This window comes from Verrucomicrobiia bacterium, from assembly GCA_036268055.1.
Taxonomy (GTDB): domain Bacteria; phylum Verrucomicrobiota; class Verrucomicrobiia; order Limisphaerales; family Pedosphaeraceae; genus DATAUW01.
Genome location: DATAUW010000009.1, coordinates 150,974 through 176,238, shown reverse-complemented (window position 1 = coordinate 176,238; position 25,265 = coordinate 150,974). Strand labels below are relative to the sequence as shown.

Annotated in this window: 23 protein-coding genes; 20 read left to right on the top strand and 3 right to left on the bottom strand. The window is 55.7% G+C overall.

Annotation, left to right across the window (positions count from 1 at the left end):
* Positions 1 to 15: 15 nt before the first annotated feature.
* Positions 16 to 1,188, top strand: coding sequence for an anhydro-N-acetylmuramic acid kinase (locus VH413_03880; protein ID HEX3797817.1), 1,173 nt, complete (start codon positions 16 to 18; stop codon positions 1,186 to 1,188).
* A 34-nt stretch (positions 1,189 to 1,222) separates the two neighbouring features.
* Here VH413_03880 and VH413_03875 read toward each other — a convergent pair whose 3' ends face one another.
* Both VH413_03875 and VH413_03870 read right to left on the bottom strand, forming a co-directional pair.
* Positions 1,223 to 2,308 (bottom strand): sugar kinase, encoded by a 1,086-nt coding sequence (locus VH413_03875; protein ID HEX3797816.1) that lies wholly within the window; start codon positions 2,306 to 2,308, stop codon positions 1,223 to 1,225.
* A gap of 5 nt (positions 2,309 to 2,313) precedes the next feature.
* Positions 2,314 to 3,963, bottom strand: a complete 1,650-nt coding sequence (locus VH413_03870) for a DUF4038 domain-containing protein (protein ID HEX3797815.1) — start codon at positions 3,961 to 3,963, stop codon at positions 2,314 to 2,316.
* A gap of 417 nt (positions 3,964 to 4,380) precedes the next feature.
* Here VH413_03870 and VH413_03865 point away from each other — a divergent pair, with 417 nt between their 5' ends.
* The 19 genes from VH413_03865 to VH413_03775 all read left to right on the top strand — a co-directional run bounded on the left by VH413_03865 (position 4,381) and on the right by VH413_03775 (position 24,163).
* On the top strand, positions 4,381 to 5,430 hold the full coding sequence (locus tag VH413_03865; protein HEX3797814.1) for a J domain-containing protein: 1,050 nt from the start codon (positions 4,381 to 4,383) through the stop codon (positions 5,428 to 5,430).
* A gap of 25 nt (positions 5,431 to 5,455) precedes the next feature.
* Complete coding sequence (locus VH413_03860) at positions 5,456 to 8,824, top strand: DEAD/DEAH box helicase (GenBank protein HEX3797813.1); 3,369 nt, start codon at positions 5,456 to 5,458, stop codon at positions 8,822 to 8,824.
* Between the two features lie 123 nt (positions 8,825 to 8,947).
* Positions 8,948 to 9,211 (top strand): hypothetical protein, encoded by a 264-nt coding sequence (locus tag VH413_03855; GenBank protein ID HEX3797812.1) that lies wholly within the window; start codon positions 8,948 to 8,950, stop codon positions 9,209 to 9,211.
* Between the two features lie 124 nt (positions 9,212 to 9,335).
* Complete coding sequence (locus VH413_03850) at positions 9,336 to 9,713, top strand: NADH-quinone oxidoreductase subunit A (protein HEX3797811.1); 378 nt, start codon at positions 9,336 to 9,338, stop codon at positions 9,711 to 9,713.
* A gap of 2 nt (positions 9,714 to 9,715) precedes the next feature.
* Positions 9,716 to 10,330 carry an NADH-quinone oxidoreductase subunit B gene (locus VH413_03845; protein ID HEX3797810.1) on the top strand — a complete coding sequence of 205 codons (615 nt, stop codon included), beginning with the start codon at positions 9,716 to 9,718 and terminating at the stop codon, positions 10,328 to 10,330.
* A gap of 9 nt (positions 10,331 to 10,339) precedes the next feature.
* Positions 10,340 to 10,975 (top strand): NADH-quinone oxidoreductase subunit C, encoded by a 636-nt coding sequence (locus tag VH413_03840; protein HEX3797809.1) that lies wholly within the window; start codon positions 10,340 to 10,342, stop codon positions 10,973 to 10,975.
* Between the two features lie 54 nt (positions 10,976 to 11,029).
* Entirely contained in the window at positions 11,030 to 11,221 is a 192-nt protein-coding gene (locus VH413_03835; GenBank protein ID HEX3797808.1) for a hypothetical protein, read from the top strand.
* Entirely contained in the window at positions 11,200 to 11,523 is a 324-nt protein-coding gene (locus tag VH413_03830; protein HEX3797807.1) for a type II toxin-antitoxin system RelE/ParE family toxin, read from the top strand. The genes VH413_03835 and VH413_03830 overlap by 22 nt, the downstream gene beginning before the upstream one ends.
* 100 nt (positions 11,524 to 11,623) lie before the next feature.
* Positions 11,624 to 12,700, top strand: a complete 1,077-nt coding sequence (locus VH413_03825) for an NADH-quinone oxidoreductase subunit D (GenBank protein ID HEX3797806.1) — start codon at positions 11,624 to 11,626, stop codon at positions 12,698 to 12,700.
* A gap of 2 nt (positions 12,701 to 12,702) precedes the next feature.
* Positions 12,703 to 13,320, top strand: coding sequence for a 4Fe-4S dicluster domain-containing protein (locus VH413_03820; GenBank protein ID HEX3797805.1), 618 nt, complete (start codon positions 12,703 to 12,705; stop codon positions 13,318 to 13,320).
* Positions 13,321 to 13,348: 28 nt separating this feature from the next.
* A complete protein-coding gene (gene nuoH, locus VH413_03815; protein HEX3797804.1) occupies positions 13,349 to 14,578 on the top strand; it encodes an NADH-quinone oxidoreductase subunit NuoH in 1,230 nt (409 codons plus the stop codon).
* A gap of 3 nt (positions 14,579 to 14,581) precedes the next feature.
* A complete protein-coding gene (locus tag VH413_03810) occupies positions 14,582 to 15,115 on the top strand; it encodes an NADH-quinone oxidoreductase subunit J (protein HEX3797803.1) in 534 nt (177 codons plus the stop codon).
* Positions 15,116 to 15,117: 2 nt separating this feature from the next.
* Positions 15,118 to 15,429, top strand: a complete 312-nt coding sequence (nuoK, locus tag VH413_03805) for an NADH-quinone oxidoreductase subunit NuoK (GenBank protein HEX3797802.1) — start codon at positions 15,118 to 15,120, stop codon at positions 15,427 to 15,429.
* A 9-nt stretch (positions 15,430 to 15,438) separates the two neighbouring features.
* The gene (nuoL, locus tag VH413_03800) at positions 15,439 to 17,481 is read left to right on the top strand and encodes an NADH-quinone oxidoreductase subunit L (GenBank protein ID HEX3797801.1); all 2,043 of its coding nucleotides are present in this window, start codon (positions 15,439 to 15,441) and stop codon (positions 17,479 to 17,481) included.
* Between the two features lie 7 nt (positions 17,482 to 17,488).
* Positions 17,489 to 19,048, top strand: a complete 1,560-nt coding sequence (locus VH413_03795) for an NADH-quinone oxidoreductase subunit M (protein ID HEX3797800.1) — start codon at positions 17,489 to 17,491, stop codon at positions 19,046 to 19,048.
* A gap of 25 nt (positions 19,049 to 19,073) precedes the next feature.
* The gene (locus tag VH413_03790; protein HEX3797799.1) at positions 19,074 to 20,552 is read left to right on the top strand and encodes an NADH-quinone oxidoreductase subunit M; all 1,479 of its coding nucleotides are present in this window, start codon (positions 19,074 to 19,076) and stop codon (positions 20,550 to 20,552) included.
* Complete coding sequence (locus tag VH413_03785) at positions 20,549 to 22,060, top strand: NADH-quinone oxidoreductase subunit N (protein ID HEX3797798.1); 1,512 nt, start codon at positions 20,549 to 20,551, stop codon at positions 22,058 to 22,060. Before VH413_03790 ends, VH413_03785 begins: the two co-directional genes overlap by 4 nt.
* Before the next feature lie 71 nt (positions 22,061 to 22,131).
* The gene (locus tag VH413_03780) at positions 22,132 to 23,064 is read left to right on the top strand and encodes a shikimate dehydrogenase (GenBank protein HEX3797797.1); all 933 of its coding nucleotides are present in this window, start codon (positions 22,132 to 22,134) and stop codon (positions 23,062 to 23,064) included.
* Positions 23,054 to 24,163: a prepilin peptidase gene (locus tag VH413_03775; GenBank protein ID HEX3797796.1), complete on the top strand. Its 1,110-nt coding sequence runs from the start codon at positions 23,054 to 23,056 to the stop codon at positions 24,161 to 24,163. Before VH413_03780 ends, VH413_03775 begins: the two co-directional genes overlap by 11 nt.
* Here the strand turns inward: VH413_03775 and aroC are convergent, their stop codons facing one another.
* The gene (gene aroC, locus VH413_03770) at positions 24,164 to 25,246 is read right to left on the bottom strand and encodes a chorismate synthase (protein HEX3797795.1); all 1,083 of its coding nucleotides are present in this window, start codon (positions 25,244 to 25,246) and stop codon (positions 24,164 to 24,166) included. It lies immediately after the preceding gene.
* Between the last annotated feature and the right edge of the window lie 19 nt (positions 25,247 to 25,265).

The window sequence follows — 25,265 nt, the reverse complement described above, 5'->3', positions numbered from 1 at the left end:
CGGTAATTTTTTGAGATGCGAAACCAGTCTGCGCGTTCTCATTTTATCATTGGCCTGATGTCCGGCACGTCAACGGACGGGATAGACGCCGTCGTCGCAAAAATCTCCGGCACGGGCCGTGAATTACGCGCGCAGTTGATCGCCCATCGCCAGCAAACTTTCGCACCAGCCTTGCGCCAACACATTCTGCATGTCTGCCTGCACGGAAATGTGGCTGAGATTTGCGAACTCAATTTTTTTCTTGGTGAACATTTTGCCCGCGCAGCGCTCGCCGTTATCAAGCAGGCGAAATTAAAACCGCGCGACATCGCCGCCATCGGTTCGCACGGCCAGACCATTCATCATCTGCCCAACGCCGCGCATCCTTCCACGTTACAAATCGGCGAGGCCGCCGTGATCGCCGAGCTTACCGGCATTCTCACTGTCGCCGATTTTCGTGTGCGTGATATGGCTGCGGGAGGGCAGGGGGCTCCGCTGGTGACGTATGTGGACTGGGCATTGCAAACGCACGAGGCGCGCCCGCGCATCCTGCAAAATATCGGCGGCATCGGGAATCTCACCTTTCTTCCGCCACGCGCGAAGCTCGATCAAGTGATAGCCTTCGACACCGGCCCGGGCAATATGGTTATGGATGCCGTCGTCGCAAAGCTAAGCAATGGCCAGCAGCGATTCGACACAAACGGTCGCTGGGGCTCACGCGGCAAAGTTCACCCGTCGTTGCTGCACGAATTATTGCAACATCCGTTTCTACACCGCACTCCACCAAAAACCACGGGCCGCGAAGAATTCGGCGAGCCATTCGTTCAACAACTGTTTCGTTCGGCGCGCCGCTTGCGCTTGTCCGACGCCGATATTGTCGCCACCGCAACTGGTTTTACCACGGCGACGATTTACGACGCCTATCAACGCTTTGTTTTTCCAAAACTTCGACCGGGCGGGCAGAAAGAATTGCAAGTTATCCTCGGCGGCGGCGGCGCAAAAAATTCAACCTTGCGAAAAATGCTTGCCGAAAAAATCGCGCCCGCGACCTTGCTGACCCAGGAAGACATCGGCGGCTCGAACGCAGGCAAAGAAGCAATGGCATTCGCGATCCTCGCTCATGAAACTTTGCAGGGGCAACCTTCGAATGTCCCGTCCGCGACCGGCGCGCGCCGTTCCGTTATTCTGGGAAAGATCACCCCGGCCTGAAAGACCGGTAAAATTCCTTGAGCATCCTGAAAGCTCAGCGCTGAATGCGCGCGCTGCCACCCTTCATCACATGCATGACTTCGTCAAGCGTCACTTGCGAAGTGTCCCCGCGCGTCGTCTGCAACAACGCCCCATGCGCCGCGCCAAAATCCACAATGTCCTGCGGCTTCATTCCGGTGAGAAAACCATATGCTATCCCGCTGGAAAAACCATCGCCGCCACCGACGCGATCCTCAATTTCCAAATCGCGAAACTGCCGCGCCTCGTAAAATTTTCCCCCATGCCAAAGTATCCCGCCCCAGTGATTGATGAGCCCGCTCTTCACTTCGCGCAGCGTCGTGCAAACTGCCTTGATGTTCGGATACGTCTTCACGACTTTTTCCACCATCCGCTTGTAAGCCTCCACCGGCAATTCCGACAAATTCGCGTTCGTCCCTTCGACCTCGAAGCCGAGAACTTTCTGGAAATCCTCCTCATTGCCGATAAGCACGTCGAGATGCGGAACGATATCGCGCGTCGTCGCAATCGCCTGTTCGCTGCTCCAAAGTTTGCTGCGAAAATTCAAGTCATAGCTCACGATGGTTCCCGCCGCGCGCGCCGCTTGCGCCGCCGTCTTCACCACCGCCGCGCTGTTCGCCGAAAGCGCCGATAAAATTCCACCCGTGTGTAGCCACCGCACGCCTTCCTCGGAGAAAATCTTTTTCCAATCCATTTCCTCCGGCTTCATGTAGCTGATCGAGGAATGCCCGCGGTCATACATCGTCACGCTCGCGCGCACCCCCGTGCCGACTTCGGTAAAATTGAGCCCCACGCGTCCCTTGCGGCCCACGCCGTCGAATTTTTCCAGAAGCACATGCGAGACATCCATGCCCACCGCGCGTGCATGATTCAAAATGATTTTCGCCACCGGATTGTCCGGCAGCTTGCTCACGAACCCGCCGCGCAAACCCAGACGCGCGCAGGCGTAGGCCACGTTGAATTCTCCGCCGCCGACATCCACTTCAAGCGTCCTCGCGAATTCCAGCCGTCCGTGGCCCGGCGGCGCGAGCCGCACCATGCATTCGCCCAATGCCAGAATATCGTGTTTGCTCCCCGACCGATCCCGAACTTGAATGTCCATGCGGATTATTTTTTCGCCGCTTGAATCAGCAAGAACCAATCGCCCGCTCCCGGCGCAGAAAGTTTTGCCGTGCCGCTGTCGGTCGAAATGGAAACCGGTATTGTTTCGCCCGTGCTTCCATTTGCCCAGGTTCCCGTCAAAGTTTTCGGCAACGATTTTATATTCACTTCTACGTCGCCGCCTTCCGGCAGATACAGCAACGCCATGTCTTCAAATTCCGTTTCCGCAGCGGCAATATATTTGCCCGGCGATTGCGAACCAGGCTGGTTCACGACCAATTCTGGCGCGGGACGCAACCGCCCAAAATCGAAGGTCTGGAAAAATTTCGACCATGTGCCCAACTGTTTCGCTCCCGGCAGATACAAGGCGATTTGCCAATTCGCTAGCGCCCGCCCGCCATTGGAATCCATGTTCGTCGTCGTGTCCCAATTCCAAACGCCATGCGCGCCGTAACCGATTCCCGCCGTCGGCGTCGCGAGCAAACTTTCGCCCGCGATATGGCGCAAGGTCGCCGCGTTGACGCGCGGATGTCCGACGCCGTCTTCTTCATTTTCGTACGCGGAAGAAATATTGATATACGGGCGTGGCGGATATTTTTTCCAGTCGTTGGTTATCGAACCCGTGACCAGCCACTTGCCCAAATCGTTCGTGAACTCACGGCCATAGTGATACCCAAAAACATCCACCCAGTGCTCATTGCGAAACATCTCCAGCGTCATGTAATCTTCCGTTGCATCTAGAATCACCGGCGCATGCGACGTATTCACAAAGACGGCGTGCCCGATTTTTTTCCAGCGCGCGATACTTCCGTCATCACCCGGCAAAAACCACGCCACATCATTCGCACCCCAACGTGCGACCATGTATCGCAACAACAAAATCGCCTGCTCATCCGAAGGTGCCGCGAACCCGCTGTTCGTCATTCCAATCAAACTGAAAGGAACGATGACATCCAAAAGGCCGTCACGATTCAAAGCCGAAACTTTCGCATCGAGAGCCTTGAAGAATTCCACGTTGATCTGGTCTCCATTCCAGGCCGTGCGCTGCTCGCGGTCAGTCCCCGTCGCTGCAATCCATCTTGCCGCCGTAAAATTTTCTTTCGCGCGCACCAGCGCATAAAATTCCCATTGCTTCGTCGTGGACTCCAAAGCGCCGCGGCCCGCATTATCCGACAGCCAGAAGAACGGCGTATGATCCGCATGTTCCAAATGATAATGATCACGCGCCACTTGCACCGGGCCGTGCTTGTCAAAAACCGATTCGTCCGTGCTCGCCGAGCAGACGAAATCACCGGTCACGTTGTCGAGGCCATCGTTCGACGGATCGGAACAACGCGTGGTGAATTTCCATACACCGGGAAAGTCCGGCGAGAAACGCACCCGCCACGTCCGGCCACCATCCCAGAACGCCCACACCACATGTTTGTCTCCCAGCGGCGATGTAAATGTCACCGCCAAATTCGCTTCCGCCAGTGGATTGGTATAGGTGTTGGAAGATTTGAAAGCCTGCTCGAAGACGCCCCACTTGGAAGCGACCAGCACCGGCTTGTCGAACAAACCCGCCGAAGCCGCGAGTGGCACCAGCAGCCATGAAGTCGAGAGCAGGAGAACACCGAGCCAGGTTCGCGAGCACATCGAGATAGAGTCACGTTTCATAATCAGAGTTCCTTCCCGCATCAGACACCAAAGCCCAGTCCGTGTCAAACCCGCCATGGACAACCATTTGAACCGATTTTCATTTTTCATAAATGTCGCTTCCTGCAAAAATTTTATCCGCTCTTATCCGCACTTACGTGCACTTTTCGCCTCGGAACCACTCGCGAAGCGCATCAGCCCATTCGAACACTCGCGAATTGGACGATTCAAATTCATAAAGCTTTCACACTAATCGTAATTCCGGCGGACCATTTCCTCACGTCTCATATAATATAGGCTAAGCACTATTCACCTTACCCCAAAGCTCCCGCCTCGCCACCTAACTCGTAAAGCGTAAATCCAAAATCGTAAATTCTCCACTCCTCGTTATTTTACTGGCGCAAACGCCCAACCTGTGTGTAATTCTCGCATAGTTTTATGGCCGTGCAATTTAAAGATTATTATCAAGTCCTCGGCGTCGCCCGCGCAGCGAGCGATGACGAAATCAAAAAAGCTTTCCGCAAGCTCGCCCGCGTTTACCACCCCGACGTCGCCAAAAACAAAAAAGAAGCCGAAGCCAAGTTCAAGGAGATCAACGAAGCCTACGAAGTCCTCAGCGACCCGGCCAAACGCAAAAAATACGACGAACTTGGCCCCAACTGGAAACAAGGCGCTGAATTCCGTCCGCCGCCGCAATGGCAGCAGGAATACCGCCAGGGCCGGCCCGGTTCGCGTGGCCAGCCCGGCATGCCGGACATGGATTTTGAATTCGGCGGAACCACCGGCTTCAGCGATTTCTTCGAGCAGATTTTCGGCGGACGCGCCCGCGGCGGGGGCGCACGCGCGGGCGGTTTTGCCCAGGAAGAAATGTCCGAGCGCGGTCGCGATGTCGAGGGCGACATCATGGTCACGCTTGAGGAATCCATGACCGGTTCCGTCCGCGCCGTTTCGCTCCGGCGCAAGACGGTTTGCCCCACCTGCAACGGCACTGGCGAAAAAAATCGCCGCCCGTGCCCAACGTGCGGCGGCAGCGGCGAAGTTTCCAAAGAAGAAACTTATCAAGTCAAAATTCCCGCCGGTGTCACCGATGGCCAGCGCCTGCGCGTTTCCGGCCGCGGCGAAGCCGGCGCCAACGGCGGCGCTGCGGGCGATCTTTATCTTCGCGTGCGCCTGGCTAAGCATCCTGACTTTGAAGTTTCCGGCCACAATTTGATTTACGAAGCCGAACTCGCGCCGTGGGAAGCCGTCCTTGGAACGAATCTTTCCGTGCCCACCATGAACGGCGATGTAAATATAAAGATTCCCGCTGGAACCCAAGCCGGTCAAAAACTTCGCGTGCGCGGACGCGGTTTGCCCGAACGCTCCGGTCCCGCTGGCGACTTGATCGTCGTCGCCCGCATCGAAGTCCCTTCGCAACTCACCGACGAAGAGCGCAAACTTTGGACCCAACTGGCCAGTGTCTCGCATTTCGATCCTCGCGAAAAATAAATTCGGCTCCGCGCGCGCGCGTAGTATGGAATATAGTGCCATCAAAACCATCCTCGCGGGGTGGAAAGACCATTTTACCGACGTGACTCTGGAGCGCGGCCAGTCTTTGCAACGCGAGGGTCTGGTGCTCACCTGCGAAATCAGCATGGACGGCGTCACCGCTGTTGTGCAAGGCTCGCGCGAAGATCCATACCTGGTCGAAATATTTTGGGAGCAGCACTATGACGACTTGTCATTTTCGGGAGGCTCATGCACTTGCCCGATGGAATTTAATTGCAAACACGTCGCTGCCGCCATTTTTCAGGCATTAAACAACATTAAGCCTTCCAAGCCGCCCGCCGCTAAAAAACTCCCGCAAAAACCCACGATTCCCCATCAACTGGAAAATTGGCTGGCGCAGTTGCATCAGGCCGCCGCACCCGTGGTGCCTGCTGTTGCCGAAGTTGAATCTCAGGATCCGCCCGAGCGGCTTGTTTACATTTTGAATTTTGAGGGTGGGACCGGAGCAGGGACAATTCCTCCGCGGGCTCAACTTGGTGTAAATCTGCAAGTTCTCCAACGCTTGCCGAATGGTAATTACGGTTCAGGCCGTTCCTGTGTCATTGAATATATCATTGGTAATCCACAAAACGAGCCTTGCGCGCGGCCGGTGGACATTTCCATTTTGCGCCGGTTGAAGTTAAGCCAGCCGCGTGAAACTTTTTACGGCCCCAATTTTCTTACGGGTGACGAAGGGGTAAAACTGCTTCAGGAAATTATCCGCACCGGGCGTGCTCACTGGCGCGGCACTGGCAAAAAACATCCCGCGCTTTCGCTGGGGCCCCCGCGCCACGCCAAACTGGAATGGCACGCCGACAATCGCGGCATGCAATCGCCGGGCTTCGCCGTCACGCCGCCAGCCGGCCAGATTTTGCCGCTGGTTCCGCCGTGGTACCTCGACGAATCCACCGCCACTTGCGGCCCGCTCGATACCGGCTTGCCTTCCGCCGTTGCTCACGCCTGGATCAACGCACCCACGCTCAAGCCCGACGACGCTGAAATCATCGGCGAAGAACTCGCCCGGCGTTATCCCGAACTCCAGGTTCCCGCGCCGCGACGTATCGAAGTCGAAACCGTCGCGAATCTCAAGCCCACGCCTTGCCTGCGGCTCTATTCGCAAACCATCGTCCAAAATCGTTTTGCTTATCGCAACGCGCGCGAGCCCGACACACTCGACCTGAATCTCGCCCGGCTTGAATTCGATTATGCGGGCCACCGCGTCGCATTCAATTCTCCGATCACGCTCATTGAGCAACTCAGCGAAGGAAAATTGCGCCGCATCCAGCGCCAGCCAAAAATCGAATCGCTGGCATCCGTGCAAATTCGCAAGCTCGGATTCGTCGAGGCCTACCAGCACTTTGGCAATTATCAACTCAACAAAAATATTGATGCTCTCACGTTCCCCGACTCGAACAGCTGGTTCAACTTTTGCCAAACCGAGCTTCCGAAACTCCGCGCCCAAGGCTGGCAGATTGATCTCGATCCCAATTTCCGTTTCCGCATCGCCGAGCCGGAGGAATGGTACACCGACGCCGAAGGCGGCAGCGGCATTGATTGGTTCGGCGTCGAGATGGGCGTGCAACTCGACGGCCAGAAAGTAAATCTGCTGCCCATTCTTCTGTCGCAGATTCAGATAAACCCGCGCCTGATTTCTGAAGAAACGCTTGCCACGCAAAAAGAAGATGCGTTCATCCCCATCCGCCTTGCTGACGGACGCCTTCTGCCATTTCCAGTTCGCCGCTTAAAGGAAATGCTCGGCGTGCTCCTCGAATTGTTCGATGCCAAATCGCTCGATAGCCGTGGCCGCCTACGTCTCTCCAAACTTCGCGCCGCTGAACTTTCCCACGCCAACGGCTGGCGCTGGCTCGGCAGCAACGAACTCCGCGAACTCAGTGTCCGTCTGCGCGATTTCACCGGCATCAAACCCATCAAGCCTTCACCGCGCCTGCATGCGACATTGCGGCCGTATCAACAAGACGGCTTAAATTGGCTTCAATTCCTTCGCGAGTATGGCCTCGCCGGAATTCTCGCGGACGATATGGGCCTCGGCAAAACCGTGCAGGCCATTGCGCACATTCTTCACGAGCGCGAAGCCGGGCATGTTCATCATCCAAGTCTTGTTGTCGCACCCACGAGCCTGATGACGAATTGGCGGCAGGAAGTCGAGCGATTTGCGCCTGATCTCAAATTGCTTATCCTCCACGGTTCTGATCGCAAGCAGCATTTCGAGAACCTTCCGGCGTATGATTTGATCGTCACATCTTATCCGCTGTTGCCGCGCGACCAGGCCGTGCTCCTCGAACAAAAATTTCACTACGTCATTCTCGACGAAGCGCAGTTCATCAAGAATCCCAAAACGCAATTCGCGCAAATCGTTTGCCAGTTGCAGGCTGCCCATCGCGTTTGCCTCACCGGCACGCCGATGGAAAATCATCTCGGCGAATTGTGGTCGCTTTTCAATTTTTTGCTTCCCGGTTTTCTCGGCGATGAAGCGCGCTTCCGCAAAAACTTTCGCGGCCCCATTGAAAAAGGCGGCAGCCCCGAGCGACGCCAACTCCTTGCCAAACGCGTCGCCCCCTTTATTTTGCGCCGCCGCAAGGACGATGTCGTCAAAGAACTTCCGCCCAAAACCGAGATCGTCCAAAACGTCGAACTCAGTGGCCCGCAACGCGACCTCTACGAGACCATTCGCCTCGCCATGCACTCGCGCGTGCGTGAAGAAGTTTCCAGCAAAGGCTTGTCGCGCTCGCACATCATCATCCTCGACGCGTTGCTCAAACTCCGTCAGGTCTGCTGTGACCCTCGCCTGCTCAAAATAGACGCCGCCCAAAAAATCACCGAGTCAGCCAAGCTGCAACTGCTCATGGACCTGTTGCCCGAAATGATTTCCGAAGGCCGCCGCGTTTTGCTTTTCTCGCAATTCACTTCCATGCTGGCCTTGATCGAAACGGAAATCACGAAAGCCAAGATTCCCTACGTCCTGCTCACCGGCCAGACCACCGATCGCGCCACGCCCATCGCGAAATTCCAAAACGGCGAAGTTCCGTTGTTCCTCATCAGCCTGAAAGCCGGTGGCACTGGTCTCAACCTTACCGCTGCCGACACCGTCATCCACTACGATCCGTGGTGGAATCCCGCCGTCGAAAATCAAGCCACCGACCGCGCGCACCGCATCGGCCAGGACAAAAAAGTGTTTGTGTATAAACTGATGACCGTCGGAACCGTTGAAGAGAAAATCCTGCAACTGCAATCCCGCAAGCGCGAACTCGTCGCCAGCCTCCTCGACGACCAATCCCGCGACCCCGTCAAACTCACCCCCGCCGACCTCGACCTCCTCTTCGCCCCGTTGGCCTAAATATTTTGTCCTCCTCTGTGCCTCTGCGCTTTTGCGACTCTGCGTCAAGGAGACATTTGCCAGCGCGCTTGATCATCTACACTGAGAGATTGCACTTCAGCGACATTGCCATTAGTTTGCGGCATGGCTAAAGCGCCGCGCAAACGCCCGCAAAAATCAAAAAACATCCTCCTCGGCATCGGTCTCGATTCCGACGGCCACAAACGCGTCACCACCGGCCCCAACTTCGCGCTCGTCGGCGGCAGCGAAGAAACGCACGAAGTGATGACCGAAAAAGTTATCAAGATTAACGAAAAGCTTGGCGCCAAAGGCAAAAAACTCGGCGAAGTCAGCCCCGAAGAATTTAGCGACATCGCCGAATCCATCGGCCTCCGTCGCGCCAAATAGATGCTTGTGGCCGCACTCGATTAGCGCCGAACCCGGGTCGCAAATCTCGCCGTCCCTTGACTCCGCCTTTCGCTATCGCTAACGTAGATTGTGACAAATGTAAGAAAGACAGTGTTCGGACTTTATGGCCACCGAAAATAATCCGTACCTTTTACTCACGGTGTTCATCGTTGCGGCGGCGATTTTCTCTTTGATGCCGCTGCTCCTTGCATATCTGTGGGCAAAGCGCTTTTCCCCCAAAAAACCCGGCCCCGATAAAAACGCCGTTTACGAATGCGGCCTCGAATCGCGCGGCGATGCCTGGCTACAATTCCGTTCTGAATATTATCTTTACGCCATTATCTTCCTCATCTTCGACGTCGAAACTATTTTTCTGCTGCCATTTGCCGTCGCCTTCACTGGCCTGCCCGTCGGCGCATTTCTCGCCATGATTGTTTTTCTGCTGCTTCTGGTCGAAGGCCTTGTGTGGGCCTGGCGCAAAGGAGTGCTAACGTGGGCATGATCATGGACGAAGGCTTGCGCAGCGAACTCAGCAAACAAGGCATCTTCACCACGAAGCTTTCCGAGCTTTACAACTGGGGCCGCAAAAATTCCGTTTGGCCGATGCAATTCGGCCTCGCCTGTTGCGCCATCGAAATGATCGCCACCACCATGGCGCGATATGACCTCGCCCGATTCGGCGCGGAAGTCTTCCGCCCATCGCCACGTCAGGCCGACCTCATGATCGTTGCGGGCACCGTGACTAAAAAAATGACTCCGCAAGTCGTCCGCCTCTACAACCAAATGCCCGAGCCCAAATACGTCATAGCGATGGGCGCGTGCGCGATTTCCGGCGGCCCATTCAAGCAAGGCTACAACGTCCTCAAGGGCATTGACCGTTATATTCCCGTGGATGTCCACATCCCTGGATGCCCGCCGCGCCCCGAGGCGCTCATCCACGCGTTCATGACTTTGCAGAAAAAAATTGACGAACAAACGCTCGAAGGCCCGGGCAGCCCGCGCTTTACTGATCCCAACGCCCCCAGTGAATTTCCCGTCCCGCAATTCGGCGAACACGACCTCGTGCCCACCAGCAACCCCTCGGTCTGGCAGCCGCCCAAACTGGCGCGCGATAAATAATTTTTCCCGATGCTCCCACTCGACCAAATCAAATCCCGCATCGAAGCCGCCGTTCCCGGTTGCCGTTTGGAAATGATTCCCAACGACAGCCCCAGCGCGCAGCTTTCCTTGCTCGTGGATAATGATCACGCCTTCGCCATCGCCACCTTTCTCCGCGACGATCCCGAACTTCGCCTCGACTACGCCTCCAACGTCACCGGCATAGACTGGCCCGAACTCATCATCAAAGAAAAAATCAAAGTCAAAAAAATCGTGGACGGCGTGGAAAAAGAAGTCGAGGAGACCATGGAGAAAACTCGTCCCGCCTATCTCGAAGCCGTTTATCATCTTTACTCGATGACGCTCAAGCACGGCCCCGTCATCATCCGTTTGCGCACTGGCAATCGCATTGATAAAATAAATCTTCCCTCGCTCACGCCCATTTGGCGCGCCGCCGAATTTCAGGAACGCGAAATTTTTGACCTGTACGGCATCGTCTTCGACGGCCATCCCGACCTTCGCCGTATTTTGATGTGGGACGGTTATAAGGATTTCCCGATGCGCAAAGATTATGTCGAGCCGGACGATTACGAATACGAACCCACGCCGCACGACGAAGTTTTGGAGCGGGCAAAAAACCACAACTCGGCTGGAATTAAATCATGACCACCGATTTTTCATTGGATTGTCACTATCAGAACCTTCAACTATCATCACACTATGAGCAGTAAGGAAATTGCCATTGAAGTCATACGAAAATTGCCGGATGAGGCGTCGTTGATTGATATCGCGCAGGAACTCGAATTTGTCGCGGGTATTCGTGAGGGGGTTTCAGAACTTGATCGCGGGGAACATTTGACCGCCGAAGAGATTCTTAAACGCATGCCGACATGGACGAAACTTACAAAGTAGTTTTTGCGCCAAGAGCGATGCGCGATTTGGAGATGTTGGTTCGCCACATATCTGTCCAATCGGATGCGGAGATAGCCATTCGCTTTGGGACTGCTTTGGTTAATAAGGCTCTAAGTTTATCATCATTTCCCGAACGTGGCAGGGTCGTCCCTGAAGTAGGCGAGCCGTTTCGTGAAATTATTTTTCGAAGTTATCGTATCGTTTATCGCGTGACCACAGGACTGGTGGAAATCATTTGCTTTTGGCATGCGTCTCGCGGAATTCCGCAGATTGATTCGGATGACTTCGGAAAAACAAATTGACGATACTGTGATCGCCGCCAATTCTCCAGAAACCAAATTCGAAATCCTTCCCAAACCCAGCGGGGCAGGGGAATCCGACGGCGAATTGCTCGAGGTCGCAATGGGCCCGCATCATCCCTCGACCCACGGCGTCTTTCGCATGGACGTCGTGCTCGACGGCGAAAAAATCGTCAAGCTCAAGCCCGTCTTCGGTTACCTCCATCGCAACCACGAAAAAATCGCCGAGAACACCACCTATCTCGCCTCGATGCCTTACACCGACCGGCTCGATTATTTTTGTTCGATGACGAACAACTGGGCCTACGCCTTAAGCGTCGAAAAACTCGCTGGCTTGCAAGTCCCCGAACGCGCCGAGTATATCCGCATCCTCACCGCTGAACTCACGCGTCTCGTCAATCACACCTGCCTCATTGGTTTTCTTATGCAGGACATGGGCGCGCTCGGCACGCCGCTTATGTATGCGTTTCGCGAGCGCGAAAATATTCTCGACCTCTTCGAGTCGCTCAGCGGCTCGCGCATGATGTGTAATTATATGCGCTTCGGCGGCTGCCGCGTGGACTTGCCGCCCGGCTGGCTCGAACAAGCCCAGCGCATCGTGGATAATTTCCCCCGCTTCCTCGACGAATTTGAAGCGCTCCTCACCGGCAACGAAATCATCATCGCGCGCTCGCAAGGTGTTGGAATTCTTCCTCCCGATCTCGCCATCAACGCCGGCATCACCGGCCCGATGCTCCGCGCCAGCGGCGTCAATTACGACATCCGCAAAGTGGACAAGTATGGCATCTACGAGCGTTTCGATTTTCGCATTCCCCTCGGCGATCACGGCGATGTCTATGACCGTTACATGATCCGCGTTTTGGAAATGCGCGAGTCGCTGAAAATTTTGCAAAAAGCCCTGCGCGAAATTCCTGCCGGCCCCATCGTTGATCCCAAGGCGAAGCTTCGCGGCTTTCGCCCAAAGACGGGCGAAGCCTATGGACGCATCGAAGGTCCGAAAGGCGAACTCGGATTTTATCTCGTCAGCGACGGCTCGCCAAATCCTTACCGTTATCGCGTGCGCCCGCCGAGCCTCATCAACCTCACCATTCTCGAAGACATGTGCCTGGGATTGACCGTCGGCGATGTCGTCATCATTCTCGGCAGCGTGGACATCGTGTTGGGAGAAGTGGATAGATAAATATGCTAGGTGAAGGCATCATCAAAGGCATGGCGGAGACCGCGCGGAATTTCGTGGGCAGCTACCACGATCCCGAGCGTCTCACCACTGTTGAATATCCCGAGCAGAAAATTCCGCCGAAAGAAAACGCGCGGAATTTTCCCTTCCTCGTTTTCGATGGCCTTGATCCGATGAAAGGCCTGCGCTGCGTCGCCTGCCAGATTTGTGAAAAGGAATGTCCGCCCAAGTGCATCTACATAATTAAAGACACCGTCAAGAAGCCCGACTACATCGGCAAGCTGCAAGTTCAGCCGAAGACGTTTGACATAGATATTTCCGTTTGCATGAGCTGTCAGATTTGTGTCGAGGTTTGCCCGTTTGAAGCCATCAAAATGGATATCAACGTGGAACTGAGCAACACCGACCGCTTCGATGCCTTGCTCCTCGACAAACATCATCTCGCCAAGTCCAACGAATATTACCGGCAGATTCATCCCAGCGAAGCCACCGAAGTGGACGAGCGTCTCGCCGCCGAAAAAGCTAAAGCCGAAGCCAAGGCAAAGGCCGACGCCGAAGCAAAAGCCAAAGCCGCCGTTGCCGCGAAAGCTACGCCAGCCTCAACCGCGCCGCCCGCAAAATGATTTCACGCTCGCATAAAATTCATCAATCATGATCGGCAACCTCCTCTTCGGATTTATCGTCATGATTTTGAAGGCGGTCGCCGATCAGCCGGATCCCAAGGCGGATTTTCTCGCCGCGTTGCCCGAGTGCGCGCGCCCGTTCGCGAACGCCATCCTGAGCATCAGTCCTATCCTCATGATTTTCCCCGGACTGTTCGCCGCGACGACTTGGATCGAGCGCAAAGGCCTCGGTCGAATTCAAAACCGTTACGGCCCAAACCGCGTCGGTCCATGGGGCTGGTTTCAGCCTATCGCCGACGGCTTCAAGATGCTCACGAAAGAAGACATCGTTCCCCGCAGCGCCGACAAAGTCGTCCACTTTCTTGCGCCGGTCGTGTTGCTCATTCCCACGCTGCTCGCTTATGCCGTTCTTCCCTACGGACGCCACCTCGTCCCGCTCGACCTCGATTCAGGAATGCTTTTTTTCTTCGCCGTCGGCGCGTCCACCGAACTTTCGATTTTCATGGCCGGCTGGTCGAGCCGCAATAAATATTCCCTCCTTGGCGCAATGCGCGCCATCGCCCAAATGATCAGCTACGAAATTCCGCTCATCATTTCGACCGTGTCCGTGATCATGATCACCGGCTCGCTCTCGCTAGTTGCCATCGTGGAAGGGCAGGGTGGTTATGCGTACGGTTTCATTCCGCGCTGGCATGTGTTCCGGCCGTGGGGCTTGGCGGGGTTGATTATTTTTCTCATCGCCGCGCTCGCCGAATCCAACCGCTCGCCCTTTGATATTCCCGAAGCCGAATCCGAACTCATCGCCGGTCATCTCACCGAATACTCCGGCTTCAAATACGCGCTCTTCTTTCTCGCTGAATATCTTGGCATGTTCGCCATGTGTGGTCTCGCCGCCACGTTGTTTCTCGGTGGTTGGCAATCACCCACACCGCTCCTCGATTGGGTTCCCGGATATTTTTGGTTCCTCGGCAAACTCGTTGGGCTCGTGCTGCTGTTCATCTGGATTCGCGGCACGCTTCCGCGATTGCGCGTGGATCAACTCCTCAACTTCGCCTGGAAATTCATGCTGCCAATGGCGCTGTTGAATCTCATCGCCGCCGCTGTCTGGCATTACACCGCCGAATGGAGTTTCACCACCGCACTCCCCTTGCGCTGGCTTATTTGCGGCGCAATGATCGCCGCGCCGTACGCGATTCTTGGCCGTGCGCTCACCGGCGAACAAAAATCCACCAAACGCATTTATCGTTTCGCCGATTGACCGATGCAAATTGCTTTCGCCATCATCGCCGCACTGACGCTCGTGAGCGCCGTCGCCGCCATGTCGTTGCGCAATCTCGTCCACTGCGCGCTCTCGCTCGCGGTGACCTTTGCCGGCCTCGCCGCGCTCTATCTTCAACTCGGCGCACCGTTTGTCGGCTGGGCGCAAATCCTCGTTTACATCGGTGCCGTCGCCATTCTCATCGTCTTCGCCATTCTCTTGACGCGCAGCAGTGAACATAATCCCGAGCCAATCGTTTCGCGCAAATGGGGAATCGGTGTGGCCATCGCGGTAATGGTTTTCGGCATCCTTACCTGGTCCGTGTTGCACAGTTCCATCGCCGATAAGTTGCCGCCCGCAAAAACCGACCCCACCGTTCGCGAAATCGGTAATCAACTAATGACCCGCTACGTTCTCCCGCTTGAAGTCATCGGCCTATTGCTCACCGCCGCCGCCATCGGAGCCGTGATCATCGCCTTGAAAGAACCGGCCAAAACCGCCACGCCCGTTTCACCAGCCAAACCCGCCGCGCACTGAACATGATACCGCTCTATTATTATCTGTTGCTGTCCGCGCTGCTCTTCAGCATCGGTCTCGCGGGCGCGCTTACGCGGCGCAACGGCATCCTCGTTCTCGTCGGCATCGAACTCATGCTTAACGCCGCGAACCTTAACTTCATCGCTTTCTGGCGTTACAACCAAAATCCCGACGCCCTCATGGGACTCATGTTCGTGATTTTTTCCATCGCGGTTGCCGCCGCTGAAGCCGCCGTCGGTCTCGCTCTCATCATCACCATTTATCGCCATTATAAAAACATCAACCTCGACAAAATGGACTCGCTCAAAGGCTGACGCGCCAAGATGAACTGGACTACCCAACATCTCTGGCTGATTCCCGCGCTGCCGCTTTTTGCCGCCGCCGTGCTATCCGTCACCCCGCGCGCGCATAAAAAATTCGCCTCGACGCTCACGATCGGTGCGATGGCTATTTCATTTGTGCTTTCGATTTTTCCTGCATGGTTGATTTCATTGCCAAAAGCAAGAGTCGGTGGCCCTTATGTTGAAGTCCATAATTTCAACTGGTTTCAAATCGGCGATTCCACTCTTCAGTTGGGGTGGGTCTTCGATCCACTGACCGCCATCATGCTGGTGATGGTCACGTTCATCTCCTTGCTCATTTTTATTTATAGCAGCGGCTACATGGCCAACGACGAAAATTACACCCGCTTCTTTTGTTTCCTCTCGCTCTTCGCCGCCGCGATGCTCGGCCTCATCATCGCAAATAATTTGCTCATGCTCTTCATGTGTTGGGAACTGGTCGGCCTCGCGTCCTATTTGCTCATCGGTTTTTGGTATCACAAACCCAGCGCCGCGGACGCCGCCAAAAAAGCCTTCATCACCACCCGCATCGGCGATGTTATTTTCTTTCTCGGCATTCTTTTTCTATACGCACAGGCGCAAACGCTTTTGTTCTACGACAATGGCCACGGCTGCCTCGAAAAAGGAATGCTTTCCGACCTTGTCGGTCGCACCACCGTCGGCGGCATCGCGGTCACCACCGCAATCGGGTTGCTCATCTTTGCCGGCGCGGTCGGCAAATCCGGCCAATTCCCGCTGCATGTTTGGCTGCCCGACGCTATGGAAGGCCCCACGCCGGTCAGCGCTTTGATCCACGCCGCCACGATGGTCGCCGCGGGCGTGTTTCTGATTGCGCGTGTCTATCCGATCCTTGATCCCAACAGCGTCGGAGTTGCGGGCTCCAATGCCGCGCTCTCGGTAGTCGCGTGGATTGGTGCCTTCACTGCGATTTTCGCCGCGTGCATCGCTGTCGCGCAAACCGACATCAAACGCATCCTTGCCTATTCAACCGTTTCCCAACTCGGTTTTATGATGCTCGGCCTTGGCGTCGGTGGCGTCGCCGTCGGGATGTTTCATCTCATCACCCACGCGTTTTTCAAGGCGCTCCTGTTCCTCGGCGCGGGCTCGGTTATCCACGGTTGCGACGGCGAACAGGACATCCGCAAAATGGGCGGCATAAAAAAATTCATGCCGGTTACTTTCGCCACTTACGCCATCGGAATGATGGCCTTGTCCGGCGTTCCGATTTTCTTTTCCGGTTTCTGGAGCAAAGATGAAATCCTCCACGCCGCGCAGAAATGGCCGCACTCACCCATCCCATTTTATTTCGCCGCTATCGCTGCCGTTCTCACCGCGTTCTATATGACGCGCCAGATGTGCTACGTCTTCTTCGGAAATTATCGCGGCAACCAAACCACCACTTCAGATCACGCCCACGAGCATCACGATCCCCATGAGAGTCCCGCGGTGATGACCGCGCCACTCGCCATTCTCGCGGTCTTTGCCGTCCTGCTCGGTTTCATTGGCACTCCTGCGTGGCCATGGTTCCAGAAATATATTGGCGGTGAATCCGCCGCTTTCAGCATCGGCACACTTGTTCTTTCGACCTGCATCGTGGCCATCGGCATCGGTCTCGGTTGGTGGCTTTACGGCGAAAAGCGAATCGAAAATCCCGATGCATCCGACATTCTCCAAAAGTTCCACCCCGATATTTTTTGCCTGCTGCAAAATAAATTCTATGTGGACGAATTTTACGAGTTCACCATCATCCGTTTCAACGCGTGGTGGTGTGACTTCTGCGACTGGCTCGATTATTGGGTTTGGCAGGGCGCGGTTTATGCCGTGAGTTATGTCGTCATTGGCCTTTCGTGGGTCTCGCGCTTTTTCGATGAATACGTCGTCAACCTTGGCTTCGACCAAGGCTGCTCCGGCGTGACCGGCGGCGGCAAATGGCTGTCCCGCCTGGAAAATGGCCAGATGCAATCGTATCTGCGCGTGATCGGCATCGCGCTCGCCGTGCTCGGAATTTTGCTGCTCTGGGGCTGATCGCATCATGAACCAACTTCCCATCCTCAGCATCCTCACCTTCACGCCGCTCGCCGGCGCGCTGATGCTTTGGTTGCTGCCTCCGGAAAACCAGCGCTTCGCCCGCAAGGTGGCCCTGGGATTCAATATTCTGACGCTGCTTTGGGTGATTTTGTTGTGGTTAAATTTTGATGCCTCTGATGGCCAATATCACTTCGTCGAAAAACATGCGTGGATCGAATCGCTCGGCGCGCAATATTATCTCGGCCTGGATGGCATCAGTTTGCTGATGGTTGCCCTCGCTGCGCTGATCACACCCATCGCAATTTTTGCCACCTGGCACACCGACGAAAATGTTCCCCGATATTATTCATTGATGCTGCTGCTCCAAACTGGACTCATCGGCACTTTTACCGCGCTCAATTTTCTCCATTGGTTTATTTTTTGGGAGCTGAGCCTTATCCCCGCGTTTTTCCTCATCAAATTTTGGGGCGGCCCAAATCGCGCTGCCGCCGCGACTCGATTTTTCATTTATACGATGGTCGGCAGCGTCACGATGCTCCTGTCCTTCCTCGCCATTTTTTGGGCAACGCACTCTTTTGACTTTCCCGAACTCACCGACCTCGGCCAGTCCGGCCAACTTGCCGCCTTGCTAAACGTAAAATTGCAAGGCTGGCAAATATTCAATCGCTACCAGCTTCCGCTTGTCATTTTCGCCGGAGTATTCCTGGGATTCGCGGTGAAGGTCCCGCTGATTCCATTTCATACCTGGTTGCCGTTGACCTACACCGAAGCGTCGACCGGCACGACCATGCTGCTCACCGGCGTCATGTCCAAGATGGGCGTTTATGGTTTTCTGCGAATTCTGCTCCCCATCTTTCCCGACCAGATGCGCCACATGCTGACGCCGCTTTTGTGGCTCGCCGTCGCAACCATCATTCTTTCCGCCTGTGCCGCTTTTGCGCAACGCGATCTCAAGCGCATTTTTGCTTATTCCTCCATAAACCATCTTGGCTATTGCCTGCTCGGAATTTTCGCCGCCGCCAAATTCACCGGCGGCGATGAACCCTGGCGCACCGAACAATCCGCCGCTCTCAACGGCGTGATCCTGCAAATGTTCAACCACGGTCTCACCGCGTCCGTGCTTTTTTGCTTCATCGGCTTTCTGGAAAAACGCAGCGGTGGCTTGCGCGGTCTGAATGATTTTGGCGGCCTCCGAAAAGTCGCGCCCATCTTCTGCGGATTGATGGGCATCTCGATTTTTGCATCGCTTGGTTTGCCCGGCCTCAATGGCTTCATCGGCGAATTTCTCATCTTCAAAGGCGCCTTTGCGCTCGTCACCTGGGCGACCGCGCTCTCAGTCATCGGCCTGCTGGTTACCGCCATTTTTCTATTGACCGTTATTCAGCGTGTCTTCAACGGCCCGCTCAACCCCAAGTGGAGCGCGCTGCCCGACTTAAACTGGCGCGAGCGCTTCATCGTTCTGCCCGCGACCGCCCTGATGTTTTTGATCGGTCTCTACCCGCAATTTTTGATCGGTAAAATCAATGCGGCCGTCTTGCGAATTGTTGAGCAACTCCGGTTTTGAAACGCGCGCAAAAAAATAATTAACGATGCTGGCCTGGACTGTCTATATCTCGTTCATCGGAGTCGTGGCGTTGATGCTGCTGCCGCCGAACCGTCCGCAACTCGCCTGCGGTGTGGCGCTGTTGGCAGCGTTGCTTGGCCTCCTGCTCGGAGTTCTTGGAATCAAGGCGCACGGCGGGGGAATGCAAACCGTCGCGCAAGTCCCGTGGATTCCCAGTCTCGGCATCACTTACTATCTCGGCGCGGACGGCATCAGTCTCACGCTTGTTTTGCTTACCGGCATCGCGGCGGTCGTGGGCGTTTTGTTTTCCTGGAATATCGAGACGCGCGCCAAGGAATTCTTCGCCTTCTATCTCGCCTTGATCGGCGGGGTGTACGGTGTGTTCCTCAGCTTCGATTTATTTTTGCTCTTCGTGTTTTACGAACTCGCCATCATTCCAAAATATTTTCTTGTCGCCATTTGGGGTTCCACCAAACGCGAATACGGTGCGATGAAACTCGCTCTCTATTCGTTCGTCGGCAGTGCGATGGTCTTGATCGGCATCATCGCCGCTTACGTGGTTGCCGGCGCGAAAACCATGAACCTCATGGAACTCGCGGCGTTCCCATTTCCTGAAACTTTCCAGCACTGGGCATTTCCGCTTGTGTTCATCGGCTTCGCCATTCTCGCCGGCTTGTGGCCGTTCCATACCTGGGCGCCGACCGGCCATGTGGCGGCGCCGACTGCCGCTTCAATGCTGCTCGCCGGTGTGGTGATGAAACTCGGCGCGTACGGCGCGTTGCGCGTGGCCATGACTTTGTTTCCCGCCGGACTGCTTTACTGGCACGATACCATCGGATTGCTTGCCGTGATCGGAATCGTTTACGGTGCGATGGTTGCGCTGGTGCAAAAGGATTTCAAATTCGTCATCGGCTATTCCAGCGTCAGCCACATGGGTTTCGTGCTGCTCGGCTTGATGACGATCAACGCCATCGGATTGAACGGCGCGGTGCTGCAAATGTTTTCGCACGGCATCATCGCCGGGTTGCTCTTCGCCGTCGTCGGGCGAATGGTTTACGATCGCACCCACACGCGCGACCTTACGATGCTTGAGGGCATGAACCTCGGTAAATCACTGCCCTTCGCGGCGGGTGTTTTTGCCATTGCCGGATTTGCCTCCATGGGCTTACCGGGCTTCAGCGGTTTCGCCGCCGAACTGCAAGTGCTCATTGGCGCGTGGGACGCCTTTCCCACGTTCGCCGCGCTCGCCGGTTTGGGCATCCTGATCGGCGTCGCCTACACTTTGCGCGCGATGCACAATGCATTTTTCGGCGAGCCGGTTGAAGAATTTGAAATCATGGCGCAGGAATTACCTCCCATCACCATGCCTGAACGCGTTGGGGCGGTGATTCTTCTCGCAACCACCGTCATCATCGGCCTCTTCCCGAATCTGCTGCTGAAGCTCATCGCTGATGGCTTCAACACACCGCTTTTCGACGGCCTGAGAAAGGTGGGTGGCTGGTGAGCTATCTCGAACTGCTTGGCCGGGTCGCACCGGAAACCATCGTCGCCATTACGGCACTCGTCGTGATCGCGGTGGATCTCATCGTCATGCGTGAAGAACCGATGCGAAACCGCTTCTGGGTCTGCGCCGGTTTCGCCATCATCGGTTGCGTGATCGCCGCCTTGTGGCTGTCCGTCCTCGAAGCCCCGCGAGTTTCCGCCTCTACGCCGCAAAGCCTCGTCGGACTGATGTTCATGGACGACCTCATCACGCGGCTGGTCAAGACTGCGCTGCTCACTTTAACCATCTGCTCCATCATCCTTTCGCTCGGCGCAAAATTCACCGAGCACGTCGGCGAATATCTCGGCCTCATTCTGTTCGCCACCGTCGGCATGATGCTCCTCGTAAGCTCAACCGACCTGCTGATGATTTTCATCTCGCTCGAATTGACCAGTCTTTCGCTTTACATCCTCACCGCCTTCAACAAACAAAATGTCAAATCATCCGAAGCCGCGTTAAAATATTTCCTGTTCGGCGGAATGTCCGCTGCGTTCACGCTGTTCGGGCTAAGCCTCGTTTACGGACTCTCCGGTTCGACCAACCTTGCGCAAATCGCCGCGGCGCTCGCACCCGCCAACGGCCATCCTCTTGACCCTTTGCTCATCATCGCCATTGTGATGACTGTGATCGGTTTCGGTTTCAAAATCGCCGCCGTGCCATTCCACCTTTGGGCGCCCGATGCCTATGAAGGAGCGCCCACGCCCAGCGCGGCGCTGATCGCCTCTGGTTCCAAGCTTGCCAGCTTTTTTATCTTTGCCAAAGTGATGATGCTCGCCTTCGCGCACGCGGGCGGCAGCGGTGCATGGCATCAATACGCCTCCGGCTGGCTGCCTGCGCTCGCCATCCTCGCCGCGCTCTCGATGATTCTCGGCAACCTCGCCGCCATCGTGCAAAAAAATGTCAAACGCCTGCTCGCATATTCCGCCATCGCCCAGGCCGGTTATGCGCTAACCGGATTGCTCGCGAATGATTCGCAAGGGATGAGTTCGTTGATTTTTTACATGATCACTTACGGCCTGACCGTCGTCGGTGCCTTCGCGGTTGTCTCCGTCGCGGAGCAGGGGAGCGAAGCGCAAATCACCAGCTTTGCCGGCTTGGGACGCCGTGCGCCGCTCGTTTCCTTTTGCATGATGATCTTCATGCTCTCGCTGGCTGGCATTCCACCGCTCGCCGGGTTCTTTGGGAAATTTTATCTGTTCGCTGCGGCCATCGGGGGAACGTCCGGGCTCGGTTTATTGTGGCTGGTGATTCTGGCCATCGCCATGAGTGCCGTCTCGCTATATTACTATCTGCAAATTCTCAAACAGATTTACGTTGTGCCCGCTCCGAACGATGCCCCCAAAATACTCGTGCCCATTTCCACCCAGGTAATTTTAGTGCTGCTCGCCATCGGAGTCGTTGCGCTCGGCTGCGCGCCCAATCTTTTATTGGGCCGTCTGCTCGTGGCTATGCAAGCTTCCGGCATGTGAGTTGTGGAGATCTTCAATCGCCGACGGAGATTCGACTTTGAACTTTTTCCCGTGCCGCTTATAACCAACGCGTGCCGAAAGCCACTGAACAGCCTCTGAACGCCGCGACGCGCTATTGCGCGGTGTTGGGCCATCCGATTCGACACTCCGCCTCGCCCGCGATGCAAAACGCCGGGATAAACGCGCTTGGTTTAAATTGGCGTTATCTTGCGCACGAAGTTTTTCCCGAAGAATTGCCGGTCGTCATCGCCGGGCTCAAGGCTTCGCATTACATCGGCCTCAACCTCACCGTCCCGCACAAATTACTCGCGATGAAACTGGTGGATGTCCGCGACGAATCCGCCGAAAAATGGGGCGCCGTTAATACGATTGTTTTTGAAGGGTTGGATCTCCAGGGAAAATGGCTGCCGTTGCGCTTTTTCAAAGACAGCGTTCCGAGTAAGATTCGTTCCCACGGTTTTAATACCGACGCCGATGCCATCGGCCGTTCTTTGCGCGAAGACCTCGGCGTAAAATTAAAAGGCAAACGCGTGATGCTTTTGGGCGCAGGCGGAGCCGGTCGCACCGCCGCGCTTAAACTGGCTTCCGAAGGCGTGAAGGAATTGTATATTTTCAATCGTACTTGGGCAAAGGGCAGTCTTATGGCGGAGTTGGTCCAACAACAATTTCCCGAGGTAAAAGTCATACTCGGCTATCCCAATCCCGATGAAATGGCACTTGACCTGCTGTTAAACGCGACGTCTCGCGGGCTGAAACCAGGTGATGGTTCGCCATTTGATGAGCAGATTTTTCCGCTGACGCGAGTGAGAGCAGTTTACGATATGATTTATCGTCCAGCACAAACGGAATTGTTGCGGGCGGCAAAAAAGGCCGGTTGCAAAACCGCGAACGGCCTGGGCATGTTATTGTACCAGGGCGCGAAGGCCCTGGAATTGTGGACCGGAAAAAAAGCGCCCGTGGAGATCATGCGCAAAGCTTTGGAAAAAAATATCTATGCGGCTTGACGTCATTTTTAATTCCGCCAACTGGGGCATGCCGTTCCATTTTTGGTCCGCGGTATTTTTTATCTTTGGTTGCGTGGTGGGAAGTTTCCTTAACGTCGTCATTCATCGGCTGCCGCTGGAGGAAAGCATCGTCTCGCCGCCTTCGCATTGTCCGCACTGCAAATATTCCATTCCCTGGTATTTGAATATCCCGCTGGTCACCTGGCTCTACCTTGGCGGTAAATGCGCGAATTGCGGGGCGCCGATTTCCATCCGATATTTTCTTGTTGAACTGCTGACGGGCATCACGTTTCTGGCTTGCTGGATCGGCTTCGGCCCTTACATGGCATCCATCGCCATCGTCTATTGCATTTTCCTCGCGGGTTTAATCGCCGCCACCTTCATTGATTTCGAGCATTACATTATTCCTGACGAAATCACCATCGGCGGCGCGGTGGTTGGATTTTTATGCTCATTACTCGTGCCGCCGCTTCACGGCACGCATTCACCCGGCATGGGGTTGTGGCGCAGCTTTCAAGGAATCGCCGTGGGAGCGGGATTGTTTTACGCTGTGCTGCGATTGGGAAAACTTTTTTTTGGCAAACAAAAAATGAGTTTGCCTTCCGGTTCAAAAATTATTTTTACGGAAACTGCGATCGTGCTGCCCGAGCAGGAAATTCTTTACGAAGAATTATTTTACCGCAAATCCGACAGTGTGCGTTTGCAGGCCGGCACGGCGGAGTTGAGCGACCGTTGTTATCGCGATGTCTCGGTGCGACTGACGCCGGGGAAACTTTTTATCGGTGAGGATGAATTGATTCCCGAGGAAGTGCCTTACCTTGAGGTCGTCACCGACAATGTCGTATTGCCGCGCGAAGCGATGGGCCTCGGCGATGTGAAATTCATGGCGGCGATCGGCGCGTTCCTCGGCTGGCAGGCGGTGATATTTACCTTGATGGCCAGTTCGATCATCGGCTCGGTCATCATGCTCACACTCGTCGCGTTAAAACGCCATTCCCTTTCGGCGCGGCTGCCTTACGGACCCTACATCGCGGTCGCCGCGGTGTTGTGGATCTTCGGCGGCCACGGTTGGTGGAACTCGTTCTGGTCAATGCGCTGATCAGTCCACGCACTGCGCTTTGTGACGCAGGGCATGGTCCACCAACACGAGAGCAGTCATCGCCTCGACCATCGGCACCGCGCGCGGCAGCACGCAGGGATCATGGCGTCCACGCCCCTTCAACTTTGTATTCTGAAATTTTTCGTCCACGGTGTCCTGCTCATGCATGACCGTCGCGACCGGTTTGAAAGCGACGCGAAAATAAATCGGCTCACCATTCGAGATGCCGCCTTGCACGCCGCCGGAACGATTTGTGAGCGTATGAACTCTGCCACCCTTCATGCGGAAAAGATCGTTATGCTGCGTGCCGGTCAAAAGTATTCCGCCGAAACCCGAGCCCACATCAAAACCCTTGGACGCCGGCAAGCTCAACATCGCCTTGCCCAAATCCGCTTCGAGCCGGTCAAAAACCGGTTCGCCCCAGCCGGGGGGAACGCCGCGCGCCACGCCCTCCACAATGCCCCCGACGCTGTCGCCCGCGCACCGCATTTTTTCGATCAGGCGGATCATCTTTTCCGCCATCGCCGCATCCGGGCAGCGCACGATATTCGCCTCGATGTCTCGCATCTTGACGGTGTCGGGATGCACTTCGGCTACCAATCGCTGGACCTGTTTCACATAGGCGAGGACTTCAACGCCAAAACGCTCGCGGAGAATTTTTTTGGCGATCGCGCCGGCGGCGACCCGCCCAATCGTTTCGCGCGCGCTGGAACGGCCGCCACCCTGCCAGTTGCGAACGCCATATTTCGCAAAGTAAGTATAATCCGCGTGCGATGGCCGAAATTTTGACGCCATCTCCGAGTAAGCCTCGGGACGCGCATCTTCATTTTTCACCCACATGCTGATGGGCGTGCCGAGGGTTCGTCCCTCAAATGTGCCGGATAAAATTTGCACGGTGTCCGCTTCCTTGCGCGGCGTGACGATCTTCGATTGCCCGGGGCGGCGGCGATCCAGATCCGGCTGGATGTCCGCCTCGGTGAGCTTGAGCCGCGGAGGACAGCCATCCACCACCACGCCCACTCCACCGCCGTGGGATTCGCCCCAGGTCGTGATGCGAAAAAGCTGACCAAACGAGTTTGCCATCAAGAAAGAATGCGGGAAA